Origin of the sequence: Providencia vermicola (genome assembly GCF_010748935.1) — a bacterium.
GTDB lineage: Bacteria > Pseudomonadota > Gammaproteobacteria > Enterobacterales > Enterobacteriaceae > Providencia > Providencia zhejiangensis.
This window is the reverse complement of record NZ_CP048796.1, coordinates 226,722-251,246: the sequence shown is the minus strand read 5'-3', so window position 1 is coordinate 251,246 and position 24,525 is coordinate 226,722. Positions and strand designations below refer to the sequence as shown.

22 protein-coding genes are annotated in these 24,525 nt (G+C 43.6%); 16 read left to right on the top strand and 6 right to left on the bottom strand.

Annotated elements, in window-relative coordinates:
- Positions 1–422 precede the first annotated feature (422 nt).
- Positions 423–1,937 carry a glycerol-3-phosphate dehydrogenase gene (gene glpD / locus G3341_RS01065; protein WP_163860522.1) on the top strand — a complete coding sequence of 505 codons (1,515 nt, stop codon included), beginning with the start codon at positions 423–425 and terminating at the stop codon, positions 1,935–1,937.
- 326 nt (positions 1,938–2,263) lie between these two features.
- Complete coding sequence (locus G3341_RS01060; RefSeq protein WP_163860521.1) at positions 2,264–3,832, top strand: ATP-binding cassette domain-containing protein; 1,569 nt, start codon at positions 2,264–2,266, stop codon at positions 3,830–3,832.
- 42 nt (positions 3,833–3,874) lie between these two features.
- Here G3341_RS01060 and G3341_RS01055 read toward each other — a convergent pair whose 3' ends face one another.
- Genes G3341_RS01055 through G3341_RS01045 form a run of 3 tightly spaced genes read right to left on the bottom strand, consistent with a single transcriptional unit; the run spans position 3,875 to position 5,329 of the window.
- Complete coding sequence (locus tag G3341_RS01055) at positions 3,875–4,369, bottom strand: DUF2569 domain-containing protein (protein WP_163860520.1); 495 nt, start codon at positions 4,367–4,369, stop codon at positions 3,875–3,877.
- Between the two features lie 13 nt (positions 4,370–4,382).
- Complete coding sequence (locus G3341_RS01050) at positions 4,383–4,745, bottom strand: DUF488 domain-containing protein (RefSeq protein WP_154622231.1); 363 nt, start codon at positions 4,743–4,745, stop codon at positions 4,383–4,385.
- A 38-nt stretch (positions 4,746–4,783) separates the two neighbouring features.
- Positions 4,784–5,329 (bottom strand): DUF2569 domain-containing protein, encoded by a 546-nt coding sequence (locus G3341_RS01045; protein ID WP_154622232.1) that lies wholly within the window; start codon positions 5,327–5,329, stop codon positions 4,784–4,786.
- 193 nt (positions 5,330–5,522) lie between these two features.
- On the opposite strand from G3341_RS01045, the gene G3341_RS01040 reads away from it, so the two are divergent.
- Positions 5,523–6,422, top strand: coding sequence for a DNA-3-methyladenine glycosylase family protein (locus G3341_RS01040; RefSeq protein WP_154622233.1), 900 nt, complete (start codon positions 5,523–5,525; stop codon positions 6,420–6,422).
- Positions 6,423–6,498: 76 nt separating this feature from the next.
- Here G3341_RS01040 and poxB read toward each other — a convergent pair whose 3' ends face one another.
- Positions 6,499–8,223, bottom strand: coding sequence for a ubiquinone-dependent pyruvate dehydrogenase (poxB, locus tag G3341_RS01035; RefSeq protein ID WP_154622234.1), 1,725 nt, complete (start codon positions 8,221–8,223; stop codon positions 6,499–6,501).
- A 1,234-nt stretch (positions 8,224–9,457) separates the two neighbouring features.
- On the opposite strand from poxB, the gene proP reads away from it, so the two are divergent.
- Genes proP through G3341_RS01020 form a run of 3 tightly spaced genes read left to right on the top strand, consistent with a single transcriptional unit; the run spans position 9,458 to position 12,853 of the window.
- Complete coding sequence (proP, locus tag G3341_RS01030; protein ID WP_163860519.1) at positions 9,458–10,960, top strand: glycine betaine/L-proline transporter ProP; 1,503 nt, start codon at positions 9,458–9,460, stop codon at positions 10,958–10,960.
- Positions 10,961–10,986: 26 nt separating this feature from the next.
- The gene (phrB, locus tag G3341_RS01025) at positions 10,987–12,459 is read left to right on the top strand and encodes a deoxyribodipyrimidine photo-lyase (protein ID WP_163860518.1); all 1,473 of its coding nucleotides are present in this window, start codon (positions 10,987–10,989) and stop codon (positions 12,457–12,459) included.
- Between the two features lie 52 nt (positions 12,460–12,511).
- The gene (locus G3341_RS01020) at positions 12,512–12,853 is read left to right on the top strand and encodes a monooxygenase (protein ID WP_154622237.1); all 342 of its coding nucleotides are present in this window, start codon (positions 12,512–12,514) and stop codon (positions 12,851–12,853) included.
- Here G3341_RS01020 and G3341_RS01015 read toward each other — a convergent pair.
- Positions 12,825–13,586, bottom strand: a complete 762-nt coding sequence (locus G3341_RS01015; RefSeq protein ID WP_163860517.1) for a class I SAM-dependent methyltransferase — start codon at positions 13,584–13,586, stop codon at positions 12,825–12,827. The genes G3341_RS01020 and G3341_RS01015 overlap by 29 nt on opposite strands.
- Before the next feature lie 86 nt (positions 13,587–13,672).
- Positions 13,673–15,739 (bottom strand): phenylacetic acid degradation bifunctional protein PaaZ, encoded by a 2,067-nt coding sequence (gene paaZ / locus G3341_RS01010; protein ID WP_154622239.1) that lies wholly within the window; start codon positions 15,737–15,739, stop codon positions 13,673–13,675.
- Positions 15,740–16,063: 324 nt separating this feature from the next.
- Between paaZ and paaA the strand changes: the two genes are divergently transcribed.
- Genes paaA through pcaF form a run of 10 tightly spaced genes read left to right on the top strand, consistent with a single transcriptional unit; the run spans position 16,064 to position 24,423 of the window.
- Positions 16,064–17,002 (top strand): 1,2-phenylacetyl-CoA epoxidase subunit PaaA, encoded by a 939-nt coding sequence (gene paaA / locus G3341_RS01005; RefSeq protein WP_154622240.1) that lies wholly within the window; start codon positions 16,064–16,066, stop codon positions 17,000–17,002.
- A 24-nt stretch (positions 17,003–17,026) separates the two neighbouring features.
- The gene (gene paaB, locus G3341_RS01000) at positions 17,027–17,314 is read left to right on the top strand and encodes a 1,2-phenylacetyl-CoA epoxidase subunit PaaB (RefSeq protein ID WP_154622241.1); all 288 of its coding nucleotides are present in this window, start codon (positions 17,027–17,029) and stop codon (positions 17,312–17,314) included.
- 10 nt (positions 17,315–17,324) lie between these two features.
- Entirely contained in the window at positions 17,325–18,086 is a 762-nt protein-coding gene (paaC, locus tag G3341_RS00995) for a 1,2-phenylacetyl-CoA epoxidase subunit PaaC (RefSeq protein WP_163860516.1), read from the top strand.
- Positions 18,087–18,090: 4 nt separating this feature from the next.
- Positions 18,091–18,600 (top strand): 1,2-phenylacetyl-CoA epoxidase subunit PaaD, encoded by a 510-nt coding sequence (paaD, locus tag G3341_RS00990; RefSeq protein WP_163860515.1) that lies wholly within the window; start codon positions 18,091–18,093, stop codon positions 18,598–18,600.
- A gap of 10 nt (positions 18,601–18,610) precedes the next feature.
- Positions 18,611–19,669, top strand: a complete 1,059-nt coding sequence (gene paaE / locus G3341_RS00985; RefSeq protein WP_154622244.1) for a 1,2-phenylacetyl-CoA epoxidase subunit PaaE — start codon at positions 18,611–18,613, stop codon at positions 19,667–19,669.
- Positions 19,670–19,677: 8 nt separating this feature from the next.
- A complete protein-coding gene (gene paaF, locus G3341_RS00980; protein WP_163860514.1) occupies positions 19,678–20,451 on the top strand; it encodes a 2,3-dehydroadipyl-CoA hydratase PaaF in 774 nt (257 codons plus the stop codon).
- A gap of 1 nt (position 20,452) precedes the next feature.
- Positions 20,453–21,247 carry a 2-(1,2-epoxy-1,2-dihydrophenyl)acetyl-CoA isomerase PaaG gene (gene paaG, locus G3341_RS00975; RefSeq protein ID WP_163860513.1) on the top strand — a complete coding sequence of 265 codons (795 nt, stop codon included), beginning with the start codon at positions 20,453–20,455 and terminating at the stop codon, positions 21,245–21,247.
- A gap of 1 nt (position 21,248) precedes the next feature.
- Positions 21,249–22,787 carry a 3-hydroxyacyl-CoA dehydrogenase gene (locus G3341_RS00970; protein ID WP_163860512.1) on the top strand — a complete coding sequence of 513 codons (1,539 nt, stop codon included), beginning with the start codon at positions 21,249–21,251 and terminating at the stop codon, positions 22,785–22,787.
- Positions 22,784–23,221 (top strand): hydroxyphenylacetyl-CoA thioesterase PaaI, encoded by a 438-nt coding sequence (gene paaI / locus G3341_RS00965; RefSeq protein WP_163860511.1) that lies wholly within the window; start codon positions 22,784–22,786, stop codon positions 23,219–23,221. Before G3341_RS00970 ends, paaI begins: the two co-directional genes overlap by 4 nt.
- A complete protein-coding gene (gene pcaF, locus G3341_RS00960; protein WP_154622252.1) occupies positions 23,221–24,423 on the top strand; it encodes a 3-oxoadipyl-CoA thiolase in 1,203 nt (400 codons plus the stop codon). Before paaI ends, pcaF begins: the two co-directional genes overlap by 1 nt.
- Positions 24,424–24,525: the final 102 nt, after the last annotated feature.

Genomic DNA, 24,525 nt, shown 5'->3' with positions numbered 1-24,525 from the left:
GTTGTTGACAAAGTGGGATAAAAGCGTAGTTTTTCCCGCTTTGTGTTATCAGCCGAAAATCAATAAATTGATTTTCTCGTTTATTTTCAAAACCTATTCGACTTGCCGCCAAACATAATAGGTTTGTCAGCAGTCTGCATCTCTCTGAACCTTTTTGGAATCTCTGTCGCCTTTCAAGCGACTTATTCTTTGCCTCTCATACGATTACTCACCCAATGACGATCTTTCGTTAATGCTCGAACATGTTCATTTTGTAAAAATAAACACACTATTATTATGGTTAATGAGACTGTTTTGTTATCTTTATCACGCAGTTGTTGTTTTTTATTGGTTAGTAGTTGGCATATTAGCCAATTTTGATTACAATCAAATGAGCGAAAACGAACATTATAGAACTTGTTTCGAACATCTCAGGGGGATGCATGGAAACTAAAGACTTGATTGTAATCGGCGGCGGTATCAACGGCGCTGGTATCGCGGCAGATGCCGCTGGCCGTGGACTATCTGTATTGCTGCTTGAGGCTCAAGACTTAGCCAGTGCGACATCATCTGCGAGTTCAAAACTGATCCACGGTGGTTTACGTTATCTTGAGCATTACGAATTCCGCCTCGTCAGCGAAGCATTAGCTGAGCGTGAAGTATTATTAAAACTTGCGCCACATATCGCATTTCCAATGCGCTTCCGTCTGCCGCACCAACCTCATCTACGTCCAGCTTGGATGATCCGTATCGGTTTGTTCTTGTATGACTATTTAGGCAAACGTACCAGTTTACCGGGTAGTAAAGGATTGAAGTTTGGTCAAAATTCAGTGCTCAAACCTGAACTCAATAAAGGTTTCGAATATTCTGACTGCTGGGTCGATGATGCGCGTTTAGTTGTACTAAACGCTCAAGAAGTGGTACGTAAAAAAGGTGAAGTTCGTACGCGGACAAAAGTAACTAAAGCCTACCGTGAAAACGGCCTATGGGTTGTTGAGGCAGAAGACCTTCTGACTGGCACAAAAGAAACATGGCGAGCTAAAGGCTTAGTTAACGCGACAGGCCCATGGGTGAAAGAATTTTTTGACGATGGTTTGAAACTGAAATCACCTTATGGCATTCGCCTTATTAAAGGTAGCCATATTGTCGTACCACGTGCGCATGACGAGCCTCAAGCCTATATTTTACAAAACGAAGACAATCGTATTGTTTTCGTGATCCCTTGGATGGATGAATTCTCCATTATCGGTACGACCGATGTCGAATATAAAGGGGATCCAAAAGATGTGCGCATTGATGACAATGAAGTCGCTTATCTACTGAAAGTCTATAATGACCACTTCAAAAAACAGTTAAGCAAAGATGACATCGTATGGGATTACTCAGGCGTTCGCCCATTATGTGACGATGAGTCTGACTCTCCACAAGCCATTACTCGTGATTACACATTAGATATTCACGATGAAAATGGTCAAGCGCCATTGCTCTCTGTCTTTGGTGGTAAATTAACAACTTACCGTAAGTTAGCAGAAGCAGCGGTTGGGAAACTGACGCCTTATTATCCAAATGCAGGTGCTGCATGGACTAAAAATGGTGTCTTGCCTGGTGGCGACATTGAAGGTTGTGATCGTGATGGTTACGCACGCTTACTCCGTCAACGTTATGATTGGTTACCTGAAGGCCTTGCACTACGTTTTGCGAGAACTTACGGCAGCCAAAGCAAACTCATCTTAGAGGGTGCAAACTCACTCACTGACCTAGGTGAAGCCTTTGGCCATAACCTGTATGAAGCAGAACTACGTTACTTAGTCGAGCATGAGTGGGTAACTGAATTAGATGATGCCATCTGGCGTCGTACCAAATTGGGCATGTGGCTGAATGAAAGTGAAAAACAGCGCATCGCACAATGGCTGGCAGAGCAAATGAAAGCGGCTCAACCGGTCACAATTGCGTCATAAGAAACAATTGTAAAAATCTCGTTGGCAATGCAGTCAAAGCCGGTCAGTTTATCGCTGACCGGCTTTTTCTTTTTTATGTCGTGAATATCATTGTATTTTATCAGTTGCTTAAAGCTATTTAGTCTGATTAAATAATGACGTTACTTTCCTTCAACCTCACTAAAGGTATTCCCCGACGATGATTTGAGATCTGCCAGAAAATGCTTACAGATACCTTAACGGTATAACTTTTTCTGATTTTGGCAGACAATAATCGCTCAGCCCCTCATTTCGTGAAATGAACGCACTATGTTGTATTGTCTGCCCCCTGTACTCAGGAGGTACACATGACGGTTGCTTGTCATTTCTCACAACTCAATATCGAATTTAACCAAAATGCGCTGTTTTCTCCTCTGAGCGGAACCTTGCAGTGCCAACAAAATGCACTCATTGGGAATAATGGCAAAGGAAAATCCGTATTAATGCGCTTGCTTGCCCAACAAATGATACCCACAACAGGTCATATCAATTGGATGATGCCTTTTATTCATGTAGAACAGTTGACTCGCCTTGAAGGGAATTCTATTGCGGATGCTTTAGGCGTTAGTGCATTAGTCGATGCATTCACACGCGTCGATACAGGGAATGCGACGATGGAAGATTTTGAGCTATTAGACGATAAATGGCACCTACCCGCTGAGTGGCAAAGCTTGTTAGACTCGGCCAAATTACCCATTATGGTAGATGAGCCTATTAATCATCTTAGTGGTGGTGAACGCACACGCCTAGCGCTATGTCGTGCCTTCCTCCATAAAAATCATTTCTTACTCTTAGATGAACCCGATAACCATCTTGATCATGAAGGGCGTCAATGGTTAAGCAACAAGCTAGCTGAACATAAGGCTGGGTCTTTAGTGATCACCCATAGCCGCTCGTTACTGGGGCAGATGCAAACCATCTTTGAATTAACGGATAAAGGCCTACATGAGTACGGGGGGGATTTTGCGCTTTATGAGCAGCAAAAACAGTTTGCCATGGCCGCGATTGAAGCCAAAACAGAGCGACTCGATCACCAAATCCGCCAAGAAAAACGTCAACAGCACCTCACGATACAAAAAGCGGAACAGCGTCGTAAACAAGGTGAGAAGATTCGTTATAGCGGTTCCCAATCTCTGCTGTTATTGGATATGAAAACCAATCGTGCACAGAAAAGGCAATCCAATGTCGCTGAACGGCACCAACGTGTCATGAGTTATTTGCAAGGGCAATTACAGGAAACCCAAGATAAACAAATTCATAGCAAACAACAAAAGATGACCCTAAATTACCAACCTGATGGCAGCAAAGTCACCCTTTTTGCTTCCCAATTGCAATTACCTTATGGGCATACCACGCCACTTTCCTTCACGGCCTATACGGGAGAACATTGGCACATTAAAGGACGCAACGGCAGTGGGAAATCGACCTTATTAAAAATATTATCAGGAGAAATACGAGCCATATCAGGTGAATATCGAATCAATCCTGCATTTTGCTATCTTGATCAACATCTTAATTTATTGAATAAAGATTTACCCGCCGCCGAAGCGCTGCATAATTATCAACCTGCATTTACCATTGAACAATGGCGAACGCAATTGGGTATGTTAAGGATCAGAGGTGATAAATCACTGCAACCTATAAAGCATCTCAGTGGTGGTGAACAGCTAAAAACAACACTATTGGCTCTAACACATAGCCCTACTCCACCAGCCGTATTACTACTCGATGAACCGGATAACCATCTCGATTTAGATTCAAAGAACTTATTAGAGGGATTGCTCAGTGATTACAAGGGAACCTTATTTTTGGTGTCCCATGATGACACCTTTGTCGAGAACTGTGGGATCACAAATGAATTCGTGCTCTCAGATTAATAAGCGTGTAAGGCTGCCAACGGGCAGCCTATAAGCTTGTGGTTACTTAATGAATGTTTGTTTAACTCTTTCAGACACTAAAAAATAAGGTATCCAAATCAAACAATAAAAACTGCTATTTGCCACATTCATAATATAGCTATATTTAATTTCCAAACCAAAAACGCTAGGAAAGATAAAACGCGAGGCAATAATCATTACGATATAAAATAGCATAGAAATAATGAAAAGCAGCTTTGCACTTTTCCGCCATTTTAACGCGGCAATAAAAGTCCACAACAACAAGACAATCAATATGCCATGACTCATTTGTAGCAAATAAAAGGCCGTTGAAAATCCGCTGACATAAAAATCAGAATTGACATTAGTCGCAAGATGCCAAGCTAATTTGACTTGATTAATATCGAACAGCATCATCATGATGGTTTGATACAGCATATAAAACAAACCTATCGTAGGAAAAATAAGCCATCCACCAATTCCCTGAAGTGGTGCTTTCTGAGGAGCCGTTGAAGTCGCCGGCTGATTTACATCCATCTTATTAATAACCTTATTTCTTTTTATGACTTAGCGCTGTTTCTAGATATGATTTTAAGACCAGTGCCTGATTATGCTGCTTATCTTTAGCACTATACAGTAATGTTAGATTACCTTGCTGAGCTTTTTCGACCAGTGGTATCCATGCCGATGGATTATCATTCAGTTCCTGCTGATATCTTTCAACGAATTTATCAAACTGATCGGTGTTTTGATGAAACCACTTTCGCAGCTCATTAGACGGAGCCACTTCTTTTTTCCATTCATCATATTGCAAATCTGTCTTTTTAATTCCTCTTGGCCATAATCGGTCAATCAGCACACGATAACCATCGCTTGGTGAGACAGCATCATAAACTCTTTTACAGTCAATCATGCACCCTCTCGTTAGTCACTTTAATATTGACTGATGATTTAATTCACAAAGGTATTTTTTACCCTAACAGATTTCAAAAAATAAGGGATCCAAATAGCGCAGGCACTCATCGCACGAATAATATTTCTGGTGTCATCGTCATCGACAGGAACGGAAAGAAGCTCTTTCACAAGAATAACATCGGCAATGACTAAGACTAAAGAAAAGACATAAAAGAAAATAATGACTTTTATCGTTAATTTCTTTTTAGTAAAAAAGAGATAACATAAAAATAACAATGTTCCATAAACAATTATGTTACCCAGTACTTCAAAATAGATAAGCTCTTTGAACATTGGCATAAAAGAAGGAGAAAGAGGATCCGTTAAAAGTCCCCAATATTCAAATGTTGCCGCATATGAACGCCAAAATGTATAAGGGAGATAAAAAAGAGAAATAATGATCCCCAACATTGGTAATATCAACCACCCACCAAAGCCCGCGGGTTTAAGTTCCCTGTTATCGTTTAAAGGCGAATTAGGCGTATTTTGACTCAATACCTTATGATCATCGCGTTGTGTAGAGCGTTCTTCTAATTCATTCATCATCACATCCTTGCTTTTCATTTATAGACAACAAAAGCAGCTGAAGCGTAACTCATATTTGATTTAAATCTAACTCTTTTTTGCTAAGAGATCACCTTTGAAATTCAAATTTAAAATGCCAAAATGGTTTTGAATAATAAATGCAGCTTGCCTCCCTACATATGACAAAAATGACACCGATAAGGCCTATGTGATGCAAAAAATAACCACCCAACTACGTTTGCCTTCCCATTTTCGGGCAGATGATTTTTTTGCCTTCCATTTACGGGACCAACACAATATTGCAGAAATTGTTGAGGGAAACTTATTACGTAAAGGCATACTGTGGGATCGCTCCCCTGCTCAGCTGCTCATTGCTATTGATGGCAATCAAGCCACGATGAGTCTTGAAATAGATAAGGGGGAAACGCAACCTTGCGAACAAAAATTGGTTGAGGTAGGCAAGCACATGCTTGGATTACAACAAGCGGTCGAACAATTTGAAGCACAATATTTATCTCATCCCATTCTTGGTAAATTAATTCAACAACAACAAGGCCTGCGCATCTATCAATCGACTAGCCCATTTGAAGCTTTAATTTGGGCTATTATCGGTCAGCAAATTAGTGTTACCGCGGCAATCGCAATACGCCGGCGTTTTATTCAAGCCACAGGGTCTAGGCATTCATCTGGAATTTGGTGTTTTCCAGATGCACAACAAGTGACTGCGGTCGATGATCTGACACTACGGCAGACAGGGCTTTCGGCCAGTAAATTGACGGCGCTCAGAGCCCTATGTGCAGCGCTCTTAAATCATCACATCGACCTCACATCACCAATCAACGCTGAAGAGGTACAAAAATTATCCAGCCAACTGGTTAGCCTAAAAGGTATTGGCCCATGGACGGTAAGTTATGCCTTGTTACGTGGTTTTAATTATCTTGATGGCTCATTGCATGGCGATGTTGCTGTTAGGCGCAACTTGCAATCACTACTTGGTATGGAAACGCAACCTACAGCGAAAGAAACTGAAAAATGGCTTGAGGAGTTCACTCCATGGCGTGCTTTAGTGGCAGCACACTTATGGCGTAGCCAATCTGCGGCAGGATATTAATGGCCTATAAATACCAACCAACCGGCTAAGGTTGGTTGGCTTAAATGGTCAATCTAACAGCAAAGCGATAGATGCATTAACGTATCCAGTTTGTCTTCGCGAGTTCAACAACTTCATCACCACGACCGCTTAAAATCGCCTTCAGCATATACAAACTAAAGCCTTTAGCTTCTTGCAGATTAATGGTTGGTGGCATAGAGAGCTCTTGTTTTGCAGTCACCACATCGACCACAACAGGGCCATCATGTGCAAATGCTTCTTTCAATGCCGCATCCACGTCTTCGCTTTTCTCAACACGAATTCCTTTGATACCGGCGGCGTTAGCCACAGCAGCAAAGTTAGGATTATGGAGGTCTGTACCTTCAGTTAAGAAGCCACCGACCTTCATCTCCATCGCAACAAAGCCCAAAACACTATTATTCAGAACGATCACTTTTACCGGTAAATTCATTTGCGCTAGCGATAACAAATCCCCCATCAACATACTAAAGCCACCGTCACCACTCATTGTAATGACCTGACGAGTTTTATCGACGGATTGGATCCCCATTGCCTGTGGCATTGCATTCGCCATTGAGCCATGGTTGAACGAACCAATTAAACGGCGCTTACCGTTCATTTTTAAATAACGTGCAGCCCAAACCGTTGGTGTACCGACGTCACACGTGAATACAGCATCATCATTTGCAAGTGCACTGATTCGACTAGCCAAATACTGTGGATGAATCACATCTTCATGCCCCGGTTTCGCTAGGTCATCAAGGCCTTTACGAGCTTCTTGATAATGTTTTAATGCGCTATCTAAATGGTGGCGATCTTGTTTCACTGTTAAATGCGGCTGTAAGGCTGTCAAAGTCGCTTTAATATCACCGATCAATCCCATATCAATATGGCAATGAGAGCCTAAGCTGCCCGCATTGATATCGATCTGAATAATTTTAGCCCCTTGTGGGTAGAATGCGCGGTATGGAAATTGAGTGCCGAGTAAGACAACGGTATCCGCATTCATCATCGCATGGTAACCCGATGAGAAGCCAATGAGTCCTGTCATCCCAACGCTATATGGGTTATCCCATTCAATATGCTCTTTACCTCGCAAGGCATGTACGACAGGTGCCTTTAATGTTTCTGCGAGTTTAACCACTTCATCGTGTGCCCCTGCACATCCCGCACCACAGAATAGTGTAATATTTTCTGATTGATTCAGTGCATCCGCTAATTTAGCTATTTCAGACGTTTGTGGCATGATCAACGGAGCTTGCGGCTGATACCATGTATCATTAGCGGTTTCTGGTGCGTCACGTAACGCGATATCACCAGGCAATACAATCACAGACACACCTTTTTCCAGAATTGCTTTACGCATAGCAATGCCAAGCACTTGGGGAAGCTGCTCAGGGTTAGAGATCATCTCACAGTAGTGGCTACATTCACGGAATAACTCTGTTGGGTGTGTTTCCTGAAAATAGTTGCTACCAATTTCGCTTGATGGGATATGTGCCGCAATTGCCAATACAGGTACACGGTTACGATGGCAATCATACAAACCATTAATCAGGTGCATATTACCGGGTCCACATGAACCTGCACAAACTGTAAGGTTACCAGTCATTTGTGCTTCAGCACCCGCTGCAAATGCCGCAACCTCTTCGTGACGAGTGCCTAACCATTCAATTGTGCCAAGACGGCGTAAGCTATCACTTAAACCATTCAGTGAATCACCAGTAACGCCCCAAATACGCTTAACACCTGCATTTTCTAGGACCTTCGCGACATAGGATGCAACAGTCTGTTTTTTCATAATGGCACTCTTTTAAGTCAGATTAAGTTAAAATCACTCACAACAAGTCAAAATCATGCTCGCTGTGACACTTCATCATTATTAAACCAATGTATATTTACTTAACTTAGTGTAACTAATTAAATCTGCTGTTCATACCAGCGAAAACCCATCGCTAGTAAGAACAGGATAATCATCCACTAATATCAAAAGAAGAGTCTGGATACAGAATAAATTAAATATAGCGAAAAGATGAAATAACAAAAATAAACCGCATTAACAATAACTTAACAACAAATCGAAATAAGATTATATAAGGTTCCTATTGGCTATCATCACGAATTGAAAACAGCCCCTTAGTCATCCTAAAAATAAAATGCCCCTTCACTTTTCATTTTGCTGGGAATTATTGAAACATGAATATTATCGACGATTGCCACAATGGTCATGATACTGCAATATTCCAGCAATATTCATTCAACCTAATGTAGAATAAGCAGACTGATAATATATAAGCTGAATCATTCAGGGTGGTCAAAAGGACCACTCACTGTGACACAAATAGAAAGAACAGCTAGTCACGCTTTTTATCTTTATACCATTTTCCTATCAGCTCATTATTCAACGCAATAACCTGCCAAATAATCAGATAACCCTGAAGGTATTTTAACGGGCTTTTGTTTTCAACACAGAATGATTGATGTCGGCTTATCTCAGGATTTTATTATCTGCAAATGGAAGGCGAAAAACCGTATATAACAAAGTCGAATTCACACTTATTTTTTCTTTATAAAACAACAGCATAAATACCACCCCTAATTAAGCACTCATTGCGAGATTAAAAAGTTAATAACACCACAAAAAGTAGCATAAAAGACTAACGTTTTACATTTATTCGATATTATTGTATTATTAGTCGCTATGTAAGGTTACCTAAAGGTACATGTTTTGCTTTATTTAAAAAATACACAACAACAAAATAACTCGCTATTCTTTCCGCTTCTTCGTTCGTCTCTTCACAATTATTAGCGGTGATTTTCCCCTAATTGTCTTAGTAATCGGATATAACACGCTATTCATATTGATGATTTCTACAGGTGATTAATAAAATATTTATGCATTCTATAGATAACGACTATTCTAATATAACAGTCTCTCTGTTTATCTTACCCAGGTTAGCTGTAGAGATATGGACGCCACACACATCATGAATGCAGTTCCTTATGTTCCGAGATTCAGATAAGAGGATGGTTCCATGAAATTCAGAAAGAAAAAAGAAAAACCATTAAATATTAATGATATTACTATCATTGATGATGGGAAATTGAAAAAAGCCATTACAGCGGCTTCGCTGGGTAATGCGATGGAGTGGTTTGATTTTGGTGTATATGGCTTCTTAGCTTATGTACTTGGTCAAGTTTTCTTCCCTGGCGCATCACCGAGCGTTCAGATGATTGCCGCATTGGCAACGTTTTCCGTGCCTTTTCTCGTTAGGCCTTTAGGCGGTGTTGTTTTCGGGATCTTAGGTGATAAATACGGCCGACAAAAAGTCTTGGCGATCACCATTATTATTATGTCGATCAGTACGTTCGCGATTGGTTTGATCCCATCCTATGAAAGTATTGGTATTTGGGCTCCCATTCTGCTGCTGTTAGCGAAACTCGCTCAAGGCTTCTCCGTTGGTGGAGAATATTCAGGTGCAGCCATCTTTGTTGCCGAATATTCACCCGACCGAAAACGCGGCTTTATGGGAAGTTGGTTAGACTTTGGTTCTATTGCTGGCTTCGTATTAGGGGCTGGTGTCGTCGTCCTGATTTCGAGCATTGTCGGAGAAGAAAATTTTCATGATTGGGGTTGGAGAATTCCATTCTTCTTAGCATTGCCACTGGGTATCATTGGGTTATATTTGCGTCATGCGCTTGAAGAGACGCCAGCATTCCAACAACATGTTGAAACACTGGAAAAACAAGATAAAGCCAATATTCAAAACCCACCAAAAGTGTCTTTCCGTGAAGTGGTAACAAAGTACTGGAAGAGCTTAATGATCTGTGTGGGGCTGGTTATCGCAACTAACGTGACTTACTATATGTTGCTGACCTATATGCCAAGTTACTTATCGCATAACATGAATTATTCAGCTGACCATGGTGTGCTTATCATTATTGCAATTATGATTGGTATGTTATTTGTTCAGCCTATTATTGGCTTAACCAGCGATAAAATAGGTCGTCGCCCATTTGTGATAGCGGGAAGCTTAGGCCTGATTATTTTAGCCTATCCTGCCTTTATGCTGATTGACAGCGGTTCTGTGGGTTTGATCTTCGTTGGTTTACTGATTTTAGCCGTTTTACTTAATTGTTTTACTGGCGTGATGGCATCTATTTTACCCGCCATTTTCCCAACTCATATTCGTTACAGTGCTCTCGCGATCGCATTTAATATCTCGGTATTGATTGCCGGTGCGACACCAACCGTCGCGGCTTGGTTAGTTGAATCCACCAACAACCTGTATATGCCAGCCTTTTATTTGATGGTTATCGCGCTGATAGGCTTGTACACTGGGATTAAAATGCCAGAAACAGCAAATAAACCACTGAGAGGCGCGACACCGGCTGCATCAGATAAGGCTGAAGCAAAAGAAATCTTAAGTGAGCACTATGACAATATTGAACAGAAGGTTGAAGATATTGAACAACAGATTGCAGAACTTGAGAAAAAACGCCAATCGTTAATTAATCAGCACCCTAAATTAGACTAAGTCTATGTAAGGCAAAGGAGCAGAAGATGGTCAAGAAACAGGCTTGTCATTTGGTCTGGTTTCGTCATGATCTGAGAGTCACCGATAATAAAGCCCTGTCTTCTGCTTGTGCTGATCCCGAGGCTAAAGTGCTCGCCTTGTTTACTGCAACACCGGAACAATGGCGGGCACATGACCTTTCTTCCCGACAAATCACGTTCTTACACCAAAATCTGCTTGCGCTACGCGACTCACTGGCGAAGCTAGGCATCCCCTTGATTTGTCAGACAGTCGCTGATTTTTCAAGTGCAGCACACTGGGTCGTCGAGTTTGCACAACAGCAACAGGCCGATCACCTCTATTTCAACCGTCAATATGAATTGAACGAACGTAAGCGCGATGAATGGTTGTTAAAACAAACATTACCTTTTCATGTCCACACGTTCGATGACGCACTCTTATTAGCGCCTCAATCAGTCACCAATCAAAAAGGTGAAATGTATCAGGTATACACACCTTTTCGCCGAGCCTTTATTAGTCAGTTGATAACGGCGGATTTTCGCTCTTTGGCAGCCCCTAAGCCAAGAGATAACGCACTGAAGATCCAGACGCTATCACAACCCCTGTTTGAGCATCACGCGGTGGATATTGCGCCCCCTTTTCCGGCTGGAGAAGCTGCTGCATTGCAGCAACTACGGCAATTTTGCCGTACTAAGGTCCAACACTATCAGCAACAGCGTGATATTCCTGCTATTGATGGAACCAGCCAATTATCGCCTTACTTAGCGATAGGTGTTCTCTCACCACGACAATGTTTAAATCGATTGCTTGCTGAAAACCCGCATGTTTTCGATTCACCTGATAGTGGTGCATTTACATGGCTCAATGAACTGATATGGCGTGAATTTTATCATCATTTATTGGTCGCATTCCCCCGCTTGTGCCGCCACCAGCCTTTTATTGAGTGGACAACATATATTCAGTGGAACACGAACAATACGGACCTAAATGCATGGCAAAATGGACAAACAGGCTATCCTATCGTCGATGCCGCAATGCGTCAGCTTAACGCCACCGGTTGGATGCATAATCGCCTAAGAATGATCACTGCTAGCTTTTTAGTGAAAGATTTGCTCATAGACTGGCGCCTTGGTGAGCGATACTTTATGCAACAACTGATTGATGGCACGCTTGCCGCCAATAATGGTGGTTGGCAATGGTCAGCGTCCACGGGGACAGATGCGCAACCATGGTTCCGTATCTTTAATCCGACAACACAAGGAAAGAAATTTGACCCTCAGGGTGAATTTATTCGCCAGTGGTTACCCGAATTAAGTTCAGTACCGGACAAATATATTCATACTCCTCATGAGTGGGCTGAGGCGAATAACCTAACCTTAGACTATCCTGCCCCCATTGTTGATCACAAACAGGCTCGTTTAGCCACTCTAGCGGCTTTCGAGGCAGGAAAAAATGACAGTATAAAAACCATTAATGATCAAAGTAATAATTTAAGTTAAGGATTATACTGTCCAATAATTAATAAAATAAAAAATTCAAATAGGAGTCGTTATGCCGGTGATTTTACAAGTGGACTTTCCTTACCAAGGCCCTTGGGGACAGGACATGGCCAATGCGATGGAAACGTTAGCCAAATCGATCAATGAGGAGCCAGGATTCATTTGGAAAATATGGACAGAAAACCCCGCAACACAGCAAGCTGGCGGTATTTACTTGTTTAACTCACAAGAACAGGCGCAAGCCTACTTAGAAAAACACAGCGCACGATTAAAATCATTTGGCGTGCCTGAAGTAAGAGGTGAGATTTTTGCTGTCAATCATGCGCTTAGCCAACTCAACCAAGCGCAATTTATTACCAAGTCATTCATGGACGTAAACATTCAAACAGCATAACATCGGAGGTGAAAGAACCATTTTCTTGTACCATAAAATAGTTCTTTGCCTCATCACTGAGTGTCATTTGGTATTGACGGATTGCGTCAACTAACGGCGGCGGTGTCCTCATCCGTTCCACCCAACTGGTAAACTCCAATTCAAGACGAAAACTTTTCACCGTACGTACAAACAACTGTGCATGATTAAACATCGCAGTCCATTCACCAACAGAGTAATCACGAATATGTGAGGTATCACGTAATACTTCAACGGTTTGTAAGTAAATATCTAATAGTGGATGCCCCGGTGAAACAACATCAATAAACACCGCTCGGCCACCTTGCTTTAAGACACGATGCACTTCACGCAAAGCTCGACCAACATCATGCCAATGGTGCGCGGAATAACGACTAATAACAATATCAAAACGATTATCCTCGAAAGGCAATGATTCTACCGTTCCCTGACATGTTTTAATATTATGCAGTGCCCGTTCTTGGGCTGTCGCCGCGACAACAGAAAGCATAGAATCCGACAAATCATAGGCGGTGACAGAGTCCACAAAAGGCGCAACCGAAAAACTGGCATGCCCAGCACCACAGCCAAGATCGAGAACAGTTGCCTCAGCGTTTTCCTGAAGCAACTGCTGTAAGGCGTGTAAATCTTCGCCTTGTGCATGCACTTGGCTCGTTAAATAAGCAGCCGCTTGCTCGTCAAATTGTTGGTATACCGATTGATGATGTGTCTTCATATGATCCCCTATTATTTTTATGGCGGTTTTTTCCATCAAAACAGAAAATCAATAAAAAGACACGCATTTCATCCTTCATGCCAAATCTACTGTGCGAAATCCCCTTCTCGACGTTCAACCAATGTTAGAATGCTATACAAGGCAACCGCGGCGTTATTTTGATTAAACACTTGAACATCCCATTCAACCACACCATTTGGCTTATCCTCCGCCGTTTTTTGTGCCTTTTTAATTTTCTTCTTACAGGTTAAACGTACTTGAATTGTATCTCCGATTTTGACTGGCTCAATAAAGCGTAGGTTTTCCATCCCATAGTTGGCAATCACTGGGCCAACAGCAGCATCGACAAATAAACCTGCCGCCGCCGATACGACAAAATAACCATGAGCGACACGTTCACCAAACAATGACTGTGCCGCACCAATTTTATCCATATGCGCATAAAAATGGTCGCCACTTAAACACGCAAAGTTGACTAGGTCGGCTTCTGATACCGTACGTCTCGCTGTCAGTAAAGTATCGCCAATCACTAAATCCTCAAAATACTTCCTAAAGGGGTGTACAGGGTCGGTAATAACATCCGAGCCACGGACCCACTGCTTCGTGATTGAGGTCAGCATGGACGGGCTGCCTTGAATCGCTGTTCGCTGCATATAATGTTTTACTGCTCTTAGTCCTCCGAGTTCTTCTCCACCCCCCGCACGCCCTGGGCCACCATGAACTAATAGAGGTAATGGGGAGCCATGTCCGGTCGATTCAGCTGCCGCCGCTTCATTTAACACCAACATTCGGCCATGCGCTCTCGCACTCTTGCGAATAACATCTTGAGCTACCGATGAATCTGCCGTCACTAAGGTTCCCGCAAGGCTTCCGCCTCCCATAATGGCTAACTCAACCGCCTGTTCACTGGTTTCATAACCAATCAGTGTTGCTACCGGCCCAAACGCTTCTGTTTCATGTACCGCTTGATGAGTGTAGGGATCCGCACAATACAGTAATGTCGGTGGGTAAAACGCGCCTTTTTGGCTATCAGCCCCTATAACATCTAGGTTTTCCATACTCCCACCACACAGCAACTCACAACCATTTTGCTGCAAGTACATGACTTTTTGGTGAACATCTTCACGCTGTTCCAGATTGATTAACGCCCCCATGCGGACGCCCTCAACAGCCGGATCCCCCATCGTTACCCCTGATAAACGCTGTAATAAGGCCTGTTTAACCGCTTCTAATTGTGTTTTTGGCACAAGGATACGACGAATTGCCGTACATTTTTGGCCCGCCTTTACCGTCATTTCTCGCGCCACTTCTTTAATAAATAGTGGAAATTCAGGTTGCTGTGCGGTCACATCAACACCAAGAATGGCGCAGTTCAGCGAATCCGCCTCCATAGTAAAAGGTATTGATTTTTCACGTAGTCGAGGATGTGATTTTAATTTTTGTCCTGTTGCTGCCGAGCCTGTGAATGTCACCACATCTTCAAAATCTAAATGTTCAAACATATCACCAACACCGCCACAAATTAGCTGAATCGCCCCTTCAGGCACTAAGCCACTCTCAACAATTAAACGAACCATTGCATGTGTCACTTGTGCTGAAGCAGTCGCAGGTTTAATAATCGCTGGCATACCTGCTAACCATGTTGGCGCTAATTTTTCTAGCATCCCCCAACATGGGAAGTTAAAGGCATTGATATGCAGTGCGACACCATGGCGAGACGTTAAAATATGCCGCGCAATAAACTGCCCTTGTTTCGATAATGGGATCATGTCATCTTCAGGCCAAAGGGTATCATCCGGTAATTCTCGATTTGCCAATCCAGCAAAGGAAAACAACGTCGCAATTCCCCCTTCGATATCGACCCAACTATCCGCCTTAGTCGCTCCTGTTTGCGCTGAAATTTCATAAAGAGATGCTTTATGCGCTAACAAATGTTTTGCTACTGCCTTTAACATCTGCCCACGCTGCTGGAATGTCATAGCAGATAAGGCATCACCCCCTTTTTTGCGCCCATAATCAAGGCAATCAACTAAAGGCAAACCCTCTGTTGTGACCTCATATAACGCCTGCCCAGTCAACGCATGGTAAATTTTGCGGCCTTCACCTTCACCATATAACCATTTCCCCGTTATATAACTCGTTAATTGCTGCATGACATCTCTCCAAATAAAAACAAACAAAAATAGACATATTATAAATATGTATCACAACATCAATGATAGACGCCACTTGAAATTTAACAAATCAAAAACAAATCAGATCAAAAATCCATGAAAAAACAAAAACCACACAAAAGACAATAAATTTAACTATATGTTTATCAACAATAAAATAAAATCAACTGTGAAGCCCATCGCAAAAGAAGAATAAACAGCATTGATTTTATTGTTAACGATTCCTAGCATTAATGTTAAATATTTATGATTCATTTTTTATTTTTAAATTATTTAATTCGAATCACTTGGATGAAGAAAACAATGAATGAGCAAAATCAGGCAAACTTCGAGGCCAAAATCGAAGCCGACATTAACATTGAGCCAAAAGATTGGATGCCCGATGCTTACAGGCAAAATCTGATCCGCCAAGTGGGACAGCATGCACACTCAGAAGTGATTGGTATGTTGCCTGAAGCGAATTGGTTAACTCGCGCCCCCACATTGCGGCGTAAGGCCATTTTATTAGCAAAAATTCAAGACGAAGCGGGACACGGCCTTTACCTATATAGCGCCGCGGAAACCTTGGGATGTTCACGCCAAGATATCTATCAAAAGATGCTCGACGGCAAAATGAAATACTCATCAATCTTCAATTATCCCACCCTGAACTGGGCAGATGTCGGCGTCATTGGCTGGCTGGTTGATGGTGCGGCCATTGTTAACCAAGTTGCGCTATGTCGAGCATCATACGGCCCTTACGCACGCGCCATGGTGAAAATTTGTAAAGAAGAAAGTTTCCATCAACGCCAAGGTTATGAAGCCGTCACCGTACTGGCCAACGGAACTGCCGAACAAAAAGCCATGCTGCAAGATGCAATTAATCGCTTTTGGTGGCCAGTTCTCATGATGTTCGGCCCTAATGACAGCGACTCCCCACACAGTGCACAGAGTATGGCGTGGAAAATCAAAAGATTTAGTAACGATGAGCTACGCCAGAAATTTGTTGATAACACGGTGCCACAAGTCGAAGCCCTCGGTATGACCATTCCTGACCCTGATCTGCAATGGGATGAGGCGCTTGGGCATTATCGTTTCGGTGAAATCAATTGGGAAGAGTTCTATCAAGTGATCAAAGGCGAAGGGATCTGTAATTACGAACGTGTTAATGCCAAGCGTAAGGCTTGGGAAGATGGCGCATGGGTGCGTGAAGGTGCCATGGCACACAGCCAAAAACGCAAAGCTGTTAAGTCTGCTGCTTAGTACAAAATAAAAAAGGAAAAGATCATGAGCAATCAAGATTGGCCATTATATGAAGTTTTTGTTCGTAGCAAACAAGGGCTTGCACATCGTCATGTCGGAAGCCTACATGCCGCAGATGACCAAATGGCTCTCGAAAATGCACGGGATGCTTACACTCGCCGTAGTGAAGGATGCTCCGTCTGGGTCGTAAAAGCCACACACCTTATCGCCTCACAACCTGAAGATAAGAGCGCCTTCTTTGATCCCGCTGATAGCAAAATTTATCGCCACCCGACTTTTTACACCATCCCTGATGGTATCAAGAATATGTGAGGTGACGGATATGAACCAACATGAAGTACTCAAACAATATGTTTTAAGACAAGGCGATACATCATTGATTCTTGCGCAACGTTTATGTGAATGGTGTGGTCATGCCCCAGAACTGGAAATCGACCTCGCATTATCTAACATTGGGCTCGATTTATTGGGCCAAGCGAGAAACTTTTTAGCATACGCCGCCACCCTATCAGACGATAAATTCGATGATGAAGACAAAATTGCCTTCCACCGAGATGAACGTGAGTTCTGCAACCTACTGTTGGTTGAACAGCCTAATGGAGGCTTCAACGACACGTTAGTGCGCCAATTTTTTATGGATGCCTATCATGTTCCTCTGTACCAAGCCTTAATTCACAGTAGGGACGAGCAGCTATCCGCGATTGCTGAAAAATCGTTAAAAGAAGTGCTTTATCACTTGCGATTCAGCAGTAACTGGATGATCCGTTTAGGCGACGGTAGCGAAGTGAGTCACCAAAAAATTCAACAATCCGTCAACCAATTATGGCGATTTACAGGTGAATTATTTCATGCAGATGACATTGAAATTGCGTTAGCCAAAACGGGAATAGCGGTCGATCCTCGCACATTACATGAACAATGGCTCGCGACAGTCACTGACATTTTCGATCAGGCAACCCTGAGCATTCCAGATCAAAATGCCTACCGTTTAGGTGGCAAACAAGGTCTTCACACCGAGCATTTGGGCATCCTTCTCACCGAACTACAGTTTGTCCAGCGTGCTTACCCAAATTGTGAGTGGTGATGTAATGGAACAGAGTATGCAAATTGGAGGACTACAACCTCCACAAATTCATCAGATCTGGCAGCAATTGCAGCAAATACCCGATCCTGAGTTACCTGCACTCTCCATTACTGATCTCGGCATGATCCGCAATGTTGTTGCGACTTCCTACGGATGGAAAGTCATGTTTACACCGACCTATTCAGGTTGCCCAGCAACAGAATTTTTAATCAACGAAATTAAAACCGTTTTAGCGCATGCAGGATTTGCCAATGTAGAAATCGATGTAGTGCTAACACCCGCTTGGACAACAGATTGGATGAACCAAGATGCCAAACAACGTTTACGTGAATTTGGTATCGCGCCCCCCGCAGGAAAATCCTGTGAACATCCTGAAAAATCGGGGCCAATCTGCTGCCCACGCTGTAACAGCCAACAGACAGAAAAAATTAGCGAATTCGGTTCTACAGCCTGTAAAGCGTTATATCGCTGTCTCGAATGCTTTGAACCTTTTGATTATTTTAAATGTATTTAAGGGCACACTCATGACTGTATTTCATCGTTTAAGTATTGCCGCTATTGAACGTGACACCGCAGATGCGGTTGCTGTGACCTTTAGTGTCCCTGACGAATTACGCGAACAGTACCGTTACCACCCAGGCCAGCACTTAACCCTCAAAGCGTTAGTCAATGGCGAGGATTTACGCCGCTGCTACTCCATTTGCAGTTCCCCCGATGAGGGCGTTTTAAAAATTGGGGTGAAAGCGATTCATGAAGGGCGTTTTTCCAATTTCATTAATCAGCAACTTCATGTTGGTGACTGCCTTGATGTGATGATTCCACAAGGAAAATTTGGTTATTTACCTAAAGTGACCACCCAAGCTCGTTACCTTGCCGTTGCAGCGGGTTCAGGGATTACCCCCCTTTTATCGATCATTAAATCAACATTACAAACCGAACCAAACAGCCGTTTCACCTTAATTTATGGTAATAAAAATAGCCGTTCCGTGATGTTTAAAGAAAGCATTGCTGATCTTAAAAACCAATATGCCGAACGATTCCAAGTGCTCTACTTGTTCAGCCAAGAGCAACAAGATAGCCAGCTGCTCAGTGGCCGAATCAATAAACCCCAATTAGTTGCATTAGGTAAAACATTACTTAACTTTCAACAATTTGATCGCGCTTTTGTCTGTGGTCCAGAGGCTATGATGGATGATGTTCAATCGGCATTATCAGAATGTGGCATGAAACCAGAGCATATCCATAGCGAACGTTTCAATACCTCTAATATGAAGTTTCGCCCATCTGCCGCTTTATCGACAGACAGCCGCCAAGTCAGCATTCACCTTGATGGTCGCACCATGACAATCAATATGGACAGTCAAGACGATAGTATTCTCGACGCCGCGCTACGCCAAGGCGCAGACTTACCTTACGCCTGTAAAGGTGGGGTTTGCGCAACGTGCAAATGCAAGCTTAAATCTGGCGACGTTGAAATGGGTGTCAATTATAGCCTTGAACCCGATCAAATCGCGGACGGCTACATTCTTAGCTGCCAAGCGTGGCCGAAAGGCGATGGCGTCGTTCTCGACTTTGATGTGTAGGGGGCCATATGCAAACTGATTGGATCCTAAGCCATACAGCACACCGCGTTTTAACGTTGACGCTAAATCGACCTGAAGTTCGTAATGCCCTGAGCACCGATTGCCTTGAGCTACTGGTCGAACATTTAGAACATGCCGATAGAGACCCGCAAATAGGGGCGATCGTTATTACGGGCAACCCACGTTTTTTTGCCGCGGGTGCCGACCTTAAAGAGCTTCAACAACAAACTGTTGCAACCGCCATTACCGATAAACGACCTTTAGTTTGGCGTCGGTTTTCTCAGATATCCAAACCGATAGTGACCGCTGTAAACGGTTATGCCCTCGGGGCAGGTTTCGAGTTAGTGCTAGCCAGTGATGTCGTAATTGCCGGTGAAACGGCCCGCTTTGGCCTGCCAGAAATCACTCTCGGGTTAATACCTGGTGCAGGGGGAACGCAGCGCTTAATTAAGAGTGTTGGTAAATCCCTAGCAATGCAAATGGTCCTCACCGGAGAGGCGATCAACGCGCATCGCGCCTTACAAGCTGGGTTAATTAGCCAAATCTGTGTAGATGGGCTGACCCTTGAATATGCACAAAAGCTTGCGCAACGCATTGCAAACCATGCACCACTCGCGATGAAAGCCGCTAAAGCAGCCATTAATTCCGCTCAAGAAATATCACTGACTGATGGTTTACAGCTTGAGCGCCAATATTTTGTCGGCTTAGCAGGTACTGATGACCGACGAGAAGGTATTGCAGCCTTCTTTGAAAAACGACAGCCGAAATTTACAGGACAATAAAATGCCAAACAGCCCAAGCATACTGACCACATTGGAAAATGGCGTGTTCACCATCACATTGAACCGTCCTGATAGGCTTAATAGCTTTAATGATGAAATGCACCACCAGCTAAGTGATGCCATAAAAATTGCTGAACGTGATGACACCGTACGCTGTTTAGTGATTACAGGCGCAGGCCGGGGTTTCTGTGCTGGACAAGATCTAAACGATCGTAATGTCTCCGTAGGTGCCGAAGCTCCTGATTTAGGTTATTCCGTTGAGACTTTTTATAACCCACTGATCCGTCGGCTAACCCGCTTACCCAAACCGATTATCTGTGCAGTTAATGGTGTTGCAGCTGGAGCCGGTGCTGCTATTGCTTTAGCAGGAGATATCGTTATTGCCGCCAAGAATGCCAGTTTTATTCAATCATTCTGTCGTTTAGGGCTCGTTCCTGATTCAGGTGGTAGCTGGTTTTTACCGCACCTAGCTGGACATGCGAGAGCGATGGGAATGGCATTATTAGGCGACAAAATCAGTGCGGAGCAAGCGCTACAGTGGGGCATGATCTGGCAAGTGACAGAAAATGAAGACCTGTCCGCCACCGTCAATAAATTAGCTCAGCACCTCGCAACACAGCCTACTTACGGCTTAGGGCTAATTAAAAAAGCGATCTACAGCGCGGCAACCAACACCTTAGATCAACAGCTAGACCTTGAACGCGACTTGCAACGTTTAGGTGGTCGTAGTGAAGACTATCGTGAAGGAGTCGATGCCTTTTTGAATAAACGCGAACCTAAATTTAAAGGACGCTGATATGACACTTATACTCAACACCGTGGCTGTCATTGGTGCTGGTACTATGGGTATCGGCATCGCACAGGTCGCTGCGAGCTGTGGACATACCGTACTGTTATTTGACATCAACCCGCAAGCGCTGGAGCAAGCAAAGCACTCGTTGACTGAACGCCTAAATAAACGCGTTCAACAAGGCAAAGCTGATGCACAAGCCACCAAACAATTGCTTGCGCGTATCACGCTCGTTAATACTATGGCCGAATTAGCGCCAGCTCAATTAGTCATTGAAGCTGTCGCCGAAAAATTAGCGATAAAACAGTCGATTTTTAGCGAATTAGAAGCGATTTGTCAGAAAAACACCCTATTTGCCAGTAATACATCATCACTCTCCATTACTGCCATCGCCAGCCAACTCAAATCCCCAGAGCGCTTTGCTGGACTGCATTTTTTTAATCCTGCGCCTATCATGAAACTGGTTGAAGTGATACGAGGACGAGAAACATCCAACACGGTCATTGAACAGCTCAAAAGTTTAGCGTTATCATGGGGAAAAACACCGGTTATATGCCGTTCAACACCGGGTTTTATCGTTAATCGCGTTGCTCGTCCTTTCTATGCGGAAACAATGCGTGCACTTGAAGAGCAAGTCGGTGATCCGCCAACACTCGATAGTGTTGTACGCGATGCCGGTGGATTTTCAATGGGGCCATTACAATTGACCGACCTCATCGGTCATGATGTCAACTATGCAGTGACAGACTCTATTTTCCAAGCATTCGGCTATGATCCTCGCTTTCAAACCTCCTTTGAACAATTAGAGTTGGTACAAGCGGGCCATTTAGGTCGAAAAACCGGTCGTGGCTTCTATCATTACGATGAAAACAAACCTTTAACTCAAGCGACAATCGCCGAGAAAGTCATTTTACCGCATGCACCGGCAGTGACAGCACACGGCAATTGGCAAAGTTTCCCTGAATTTGCGCAATTATTAAAGCAAAACGGGATCCCTCTCGAAGAATCTAAAATAGATAACCCTAATCCGCCCACTCTTTTCGTTAACAATGTTATTGTCATGTTAACAAATGGTGAATTAACTTCTGTGCGCGCGCAAAAAATGAACCAAAGCATGGTGCAATTTGATTTATCGGCTGACTATGCCAAAGCAACCACTATCGCGATAAGTTGTGCAGTGCAAAACAGCGTCCAAGACAACCAAAATGTCATTGCCTTTTTTCAATCGCTAAACAAGGACGTCATTGTGTTACCTGATTACCCCGGTCTACTGACCATGCGAACCGTTGCCATGCTATGCAATGAGGCTTTAGACGTTGTTAACAAAGGGATCGCAACCCCTGAAGATACCGATAATGCCATGCGCTATGGGGTTAATTATCCTAAAGGCCCTCTCGCTTGGGGGACTGAATTGGGCTGGCAGCATATTCTTCATACTCTTGAGCAACTCTCACAGTTTTATGCCGATGGCCGTTATCGAGCCAATCCCTTACTACGACAACTCGTTGCTGGAACGCGCAGGTTAGACGCTAAGGAGATTCAATGAATTCTCAAATCACCATGACATTAGCCCAGCAATCAGCAGAGATTATGTACCGTGATGATGCATGCGCAAAAGCAATGGGCATGACGATAGAACACGTTTCTGAAGGAGAAGCTCAGCTCTCTATGACTGTTTCATCACACATGTTAAATGGGCATAAAACTTGCCATGGTGGGCAGCTATTTAGTCTCGCTGATACCGCCTTTGCTTATGCCTGCAACAGCCATGGTCTTGCTGCGGTAGCCTCAAGTTGCTCTATTGATTTTATCCGACCGGCCTTTGAAGGCGACAAGCTAACTGCCATTGCTCACGTAAAGCATCAAGGCAAACGGACAGGCTTCTATGAAGTCGAAATTATCAACCAACAAGGAAAAACCTTAGCGTGGTTTTATGGGCGAGCACATCGCCTAGGTCATCGTTTAACAGGAGAAGCATGATGAAAGATGCCTTTATTTGTGATGGTATCAGAACCCCAATTGGCCGTTATGGTGGTGCTCTGTCCTCTGTGCGCCCTGATGACCTTGCGGTCTTCCCCTTAAAGGCCCTAATGGAAAGGCATCCACAATTAGATTGGTCTATCACCGATGACATTATCTTAGGCTGTGCCAATCAGGCGGGAGAAGATAATCGCAATGTCGCGAGAATGGCGGGCTTATTGGCAGGTCTACCGTTATCGATTTCTGGAACAACAATCAATCGTCTCTGTGGTTCAGGGCTTGATGCAATTGCGTTTGCGGCAAGAAGTATCAAAGCTGGCGAAGCGGGTCTGATGATTGCTGGTGGCGTAGAGTCAATGAGTCGCGCCCCTTTTGTCATGGGAAAATCAGAGTCTGCCTTTTCGAGACAGGCTCAAATATTCGATACTACTATCGGCTGGCGCTTTATCAACCCTCTCATGGACCAACAGTTTTCAACACATTCGATGCCCGAAACAGCAGAAAACGTTGCTGAGAAATACCAAATTAGCCGAACAGATCAAGATGTGTTTGCCTTACGTAGCCAGCAACGTACTGAACAAGCACGTCAAAAAGGTGTGTTTGCGCAAGAAATCGTACCGGTCACGATTAAGCACCGCAAAGGCGATATTACCATCACCACCGATGAACACCCTCGCCCAGAAACGACAATTGAGCAATTACAAAAACTTAAAACACCTTTTCGTGAAAATGGTTCCGTGACCGCGGGTAATGCCTCTGGCGTTAATGACGGTGCAGCCGCACTAATAATTGCCTCACAAGAGGTCGCTAAAGCCCAGGGCTTAACACCTAGAGCGCGCATTATTGCGACTGCAACCTGTGGTGTTGAACCTAGATTTATGGGGATCGGACCATTACCTGCCACCCAAAAAGTTCTCAAAATGGCAGGACTGACTATCGAACAAATGGATGTCATTGAACTTAATGAAGCTTTTGCGGCACAAGCGCTTGCCGTACTCAGAGGATTAGGCCTACCGGATGATGCACCACAGGTTAACCCAAATGGTGGCGCTATTTCATTAGGGCACCCTCTTGGTATGAGTGGCGCAAGACTCGCGATCACCGCCACCAATGAGTTACATCGCCGACAAGGACGTTTTGCCCTATGCACCATGTGTATTGGTGTCGGTCAAGGGATCGCCATGATTATTGAACGAGTTTAAGTAACTAGTTTACCTAAAGTCATACAAATTCAATCAGATAGATGATAGGTAGAAACATAAAAAACAGCCTGAAACCCTACACCTGCTCAGGCTAATACTGCG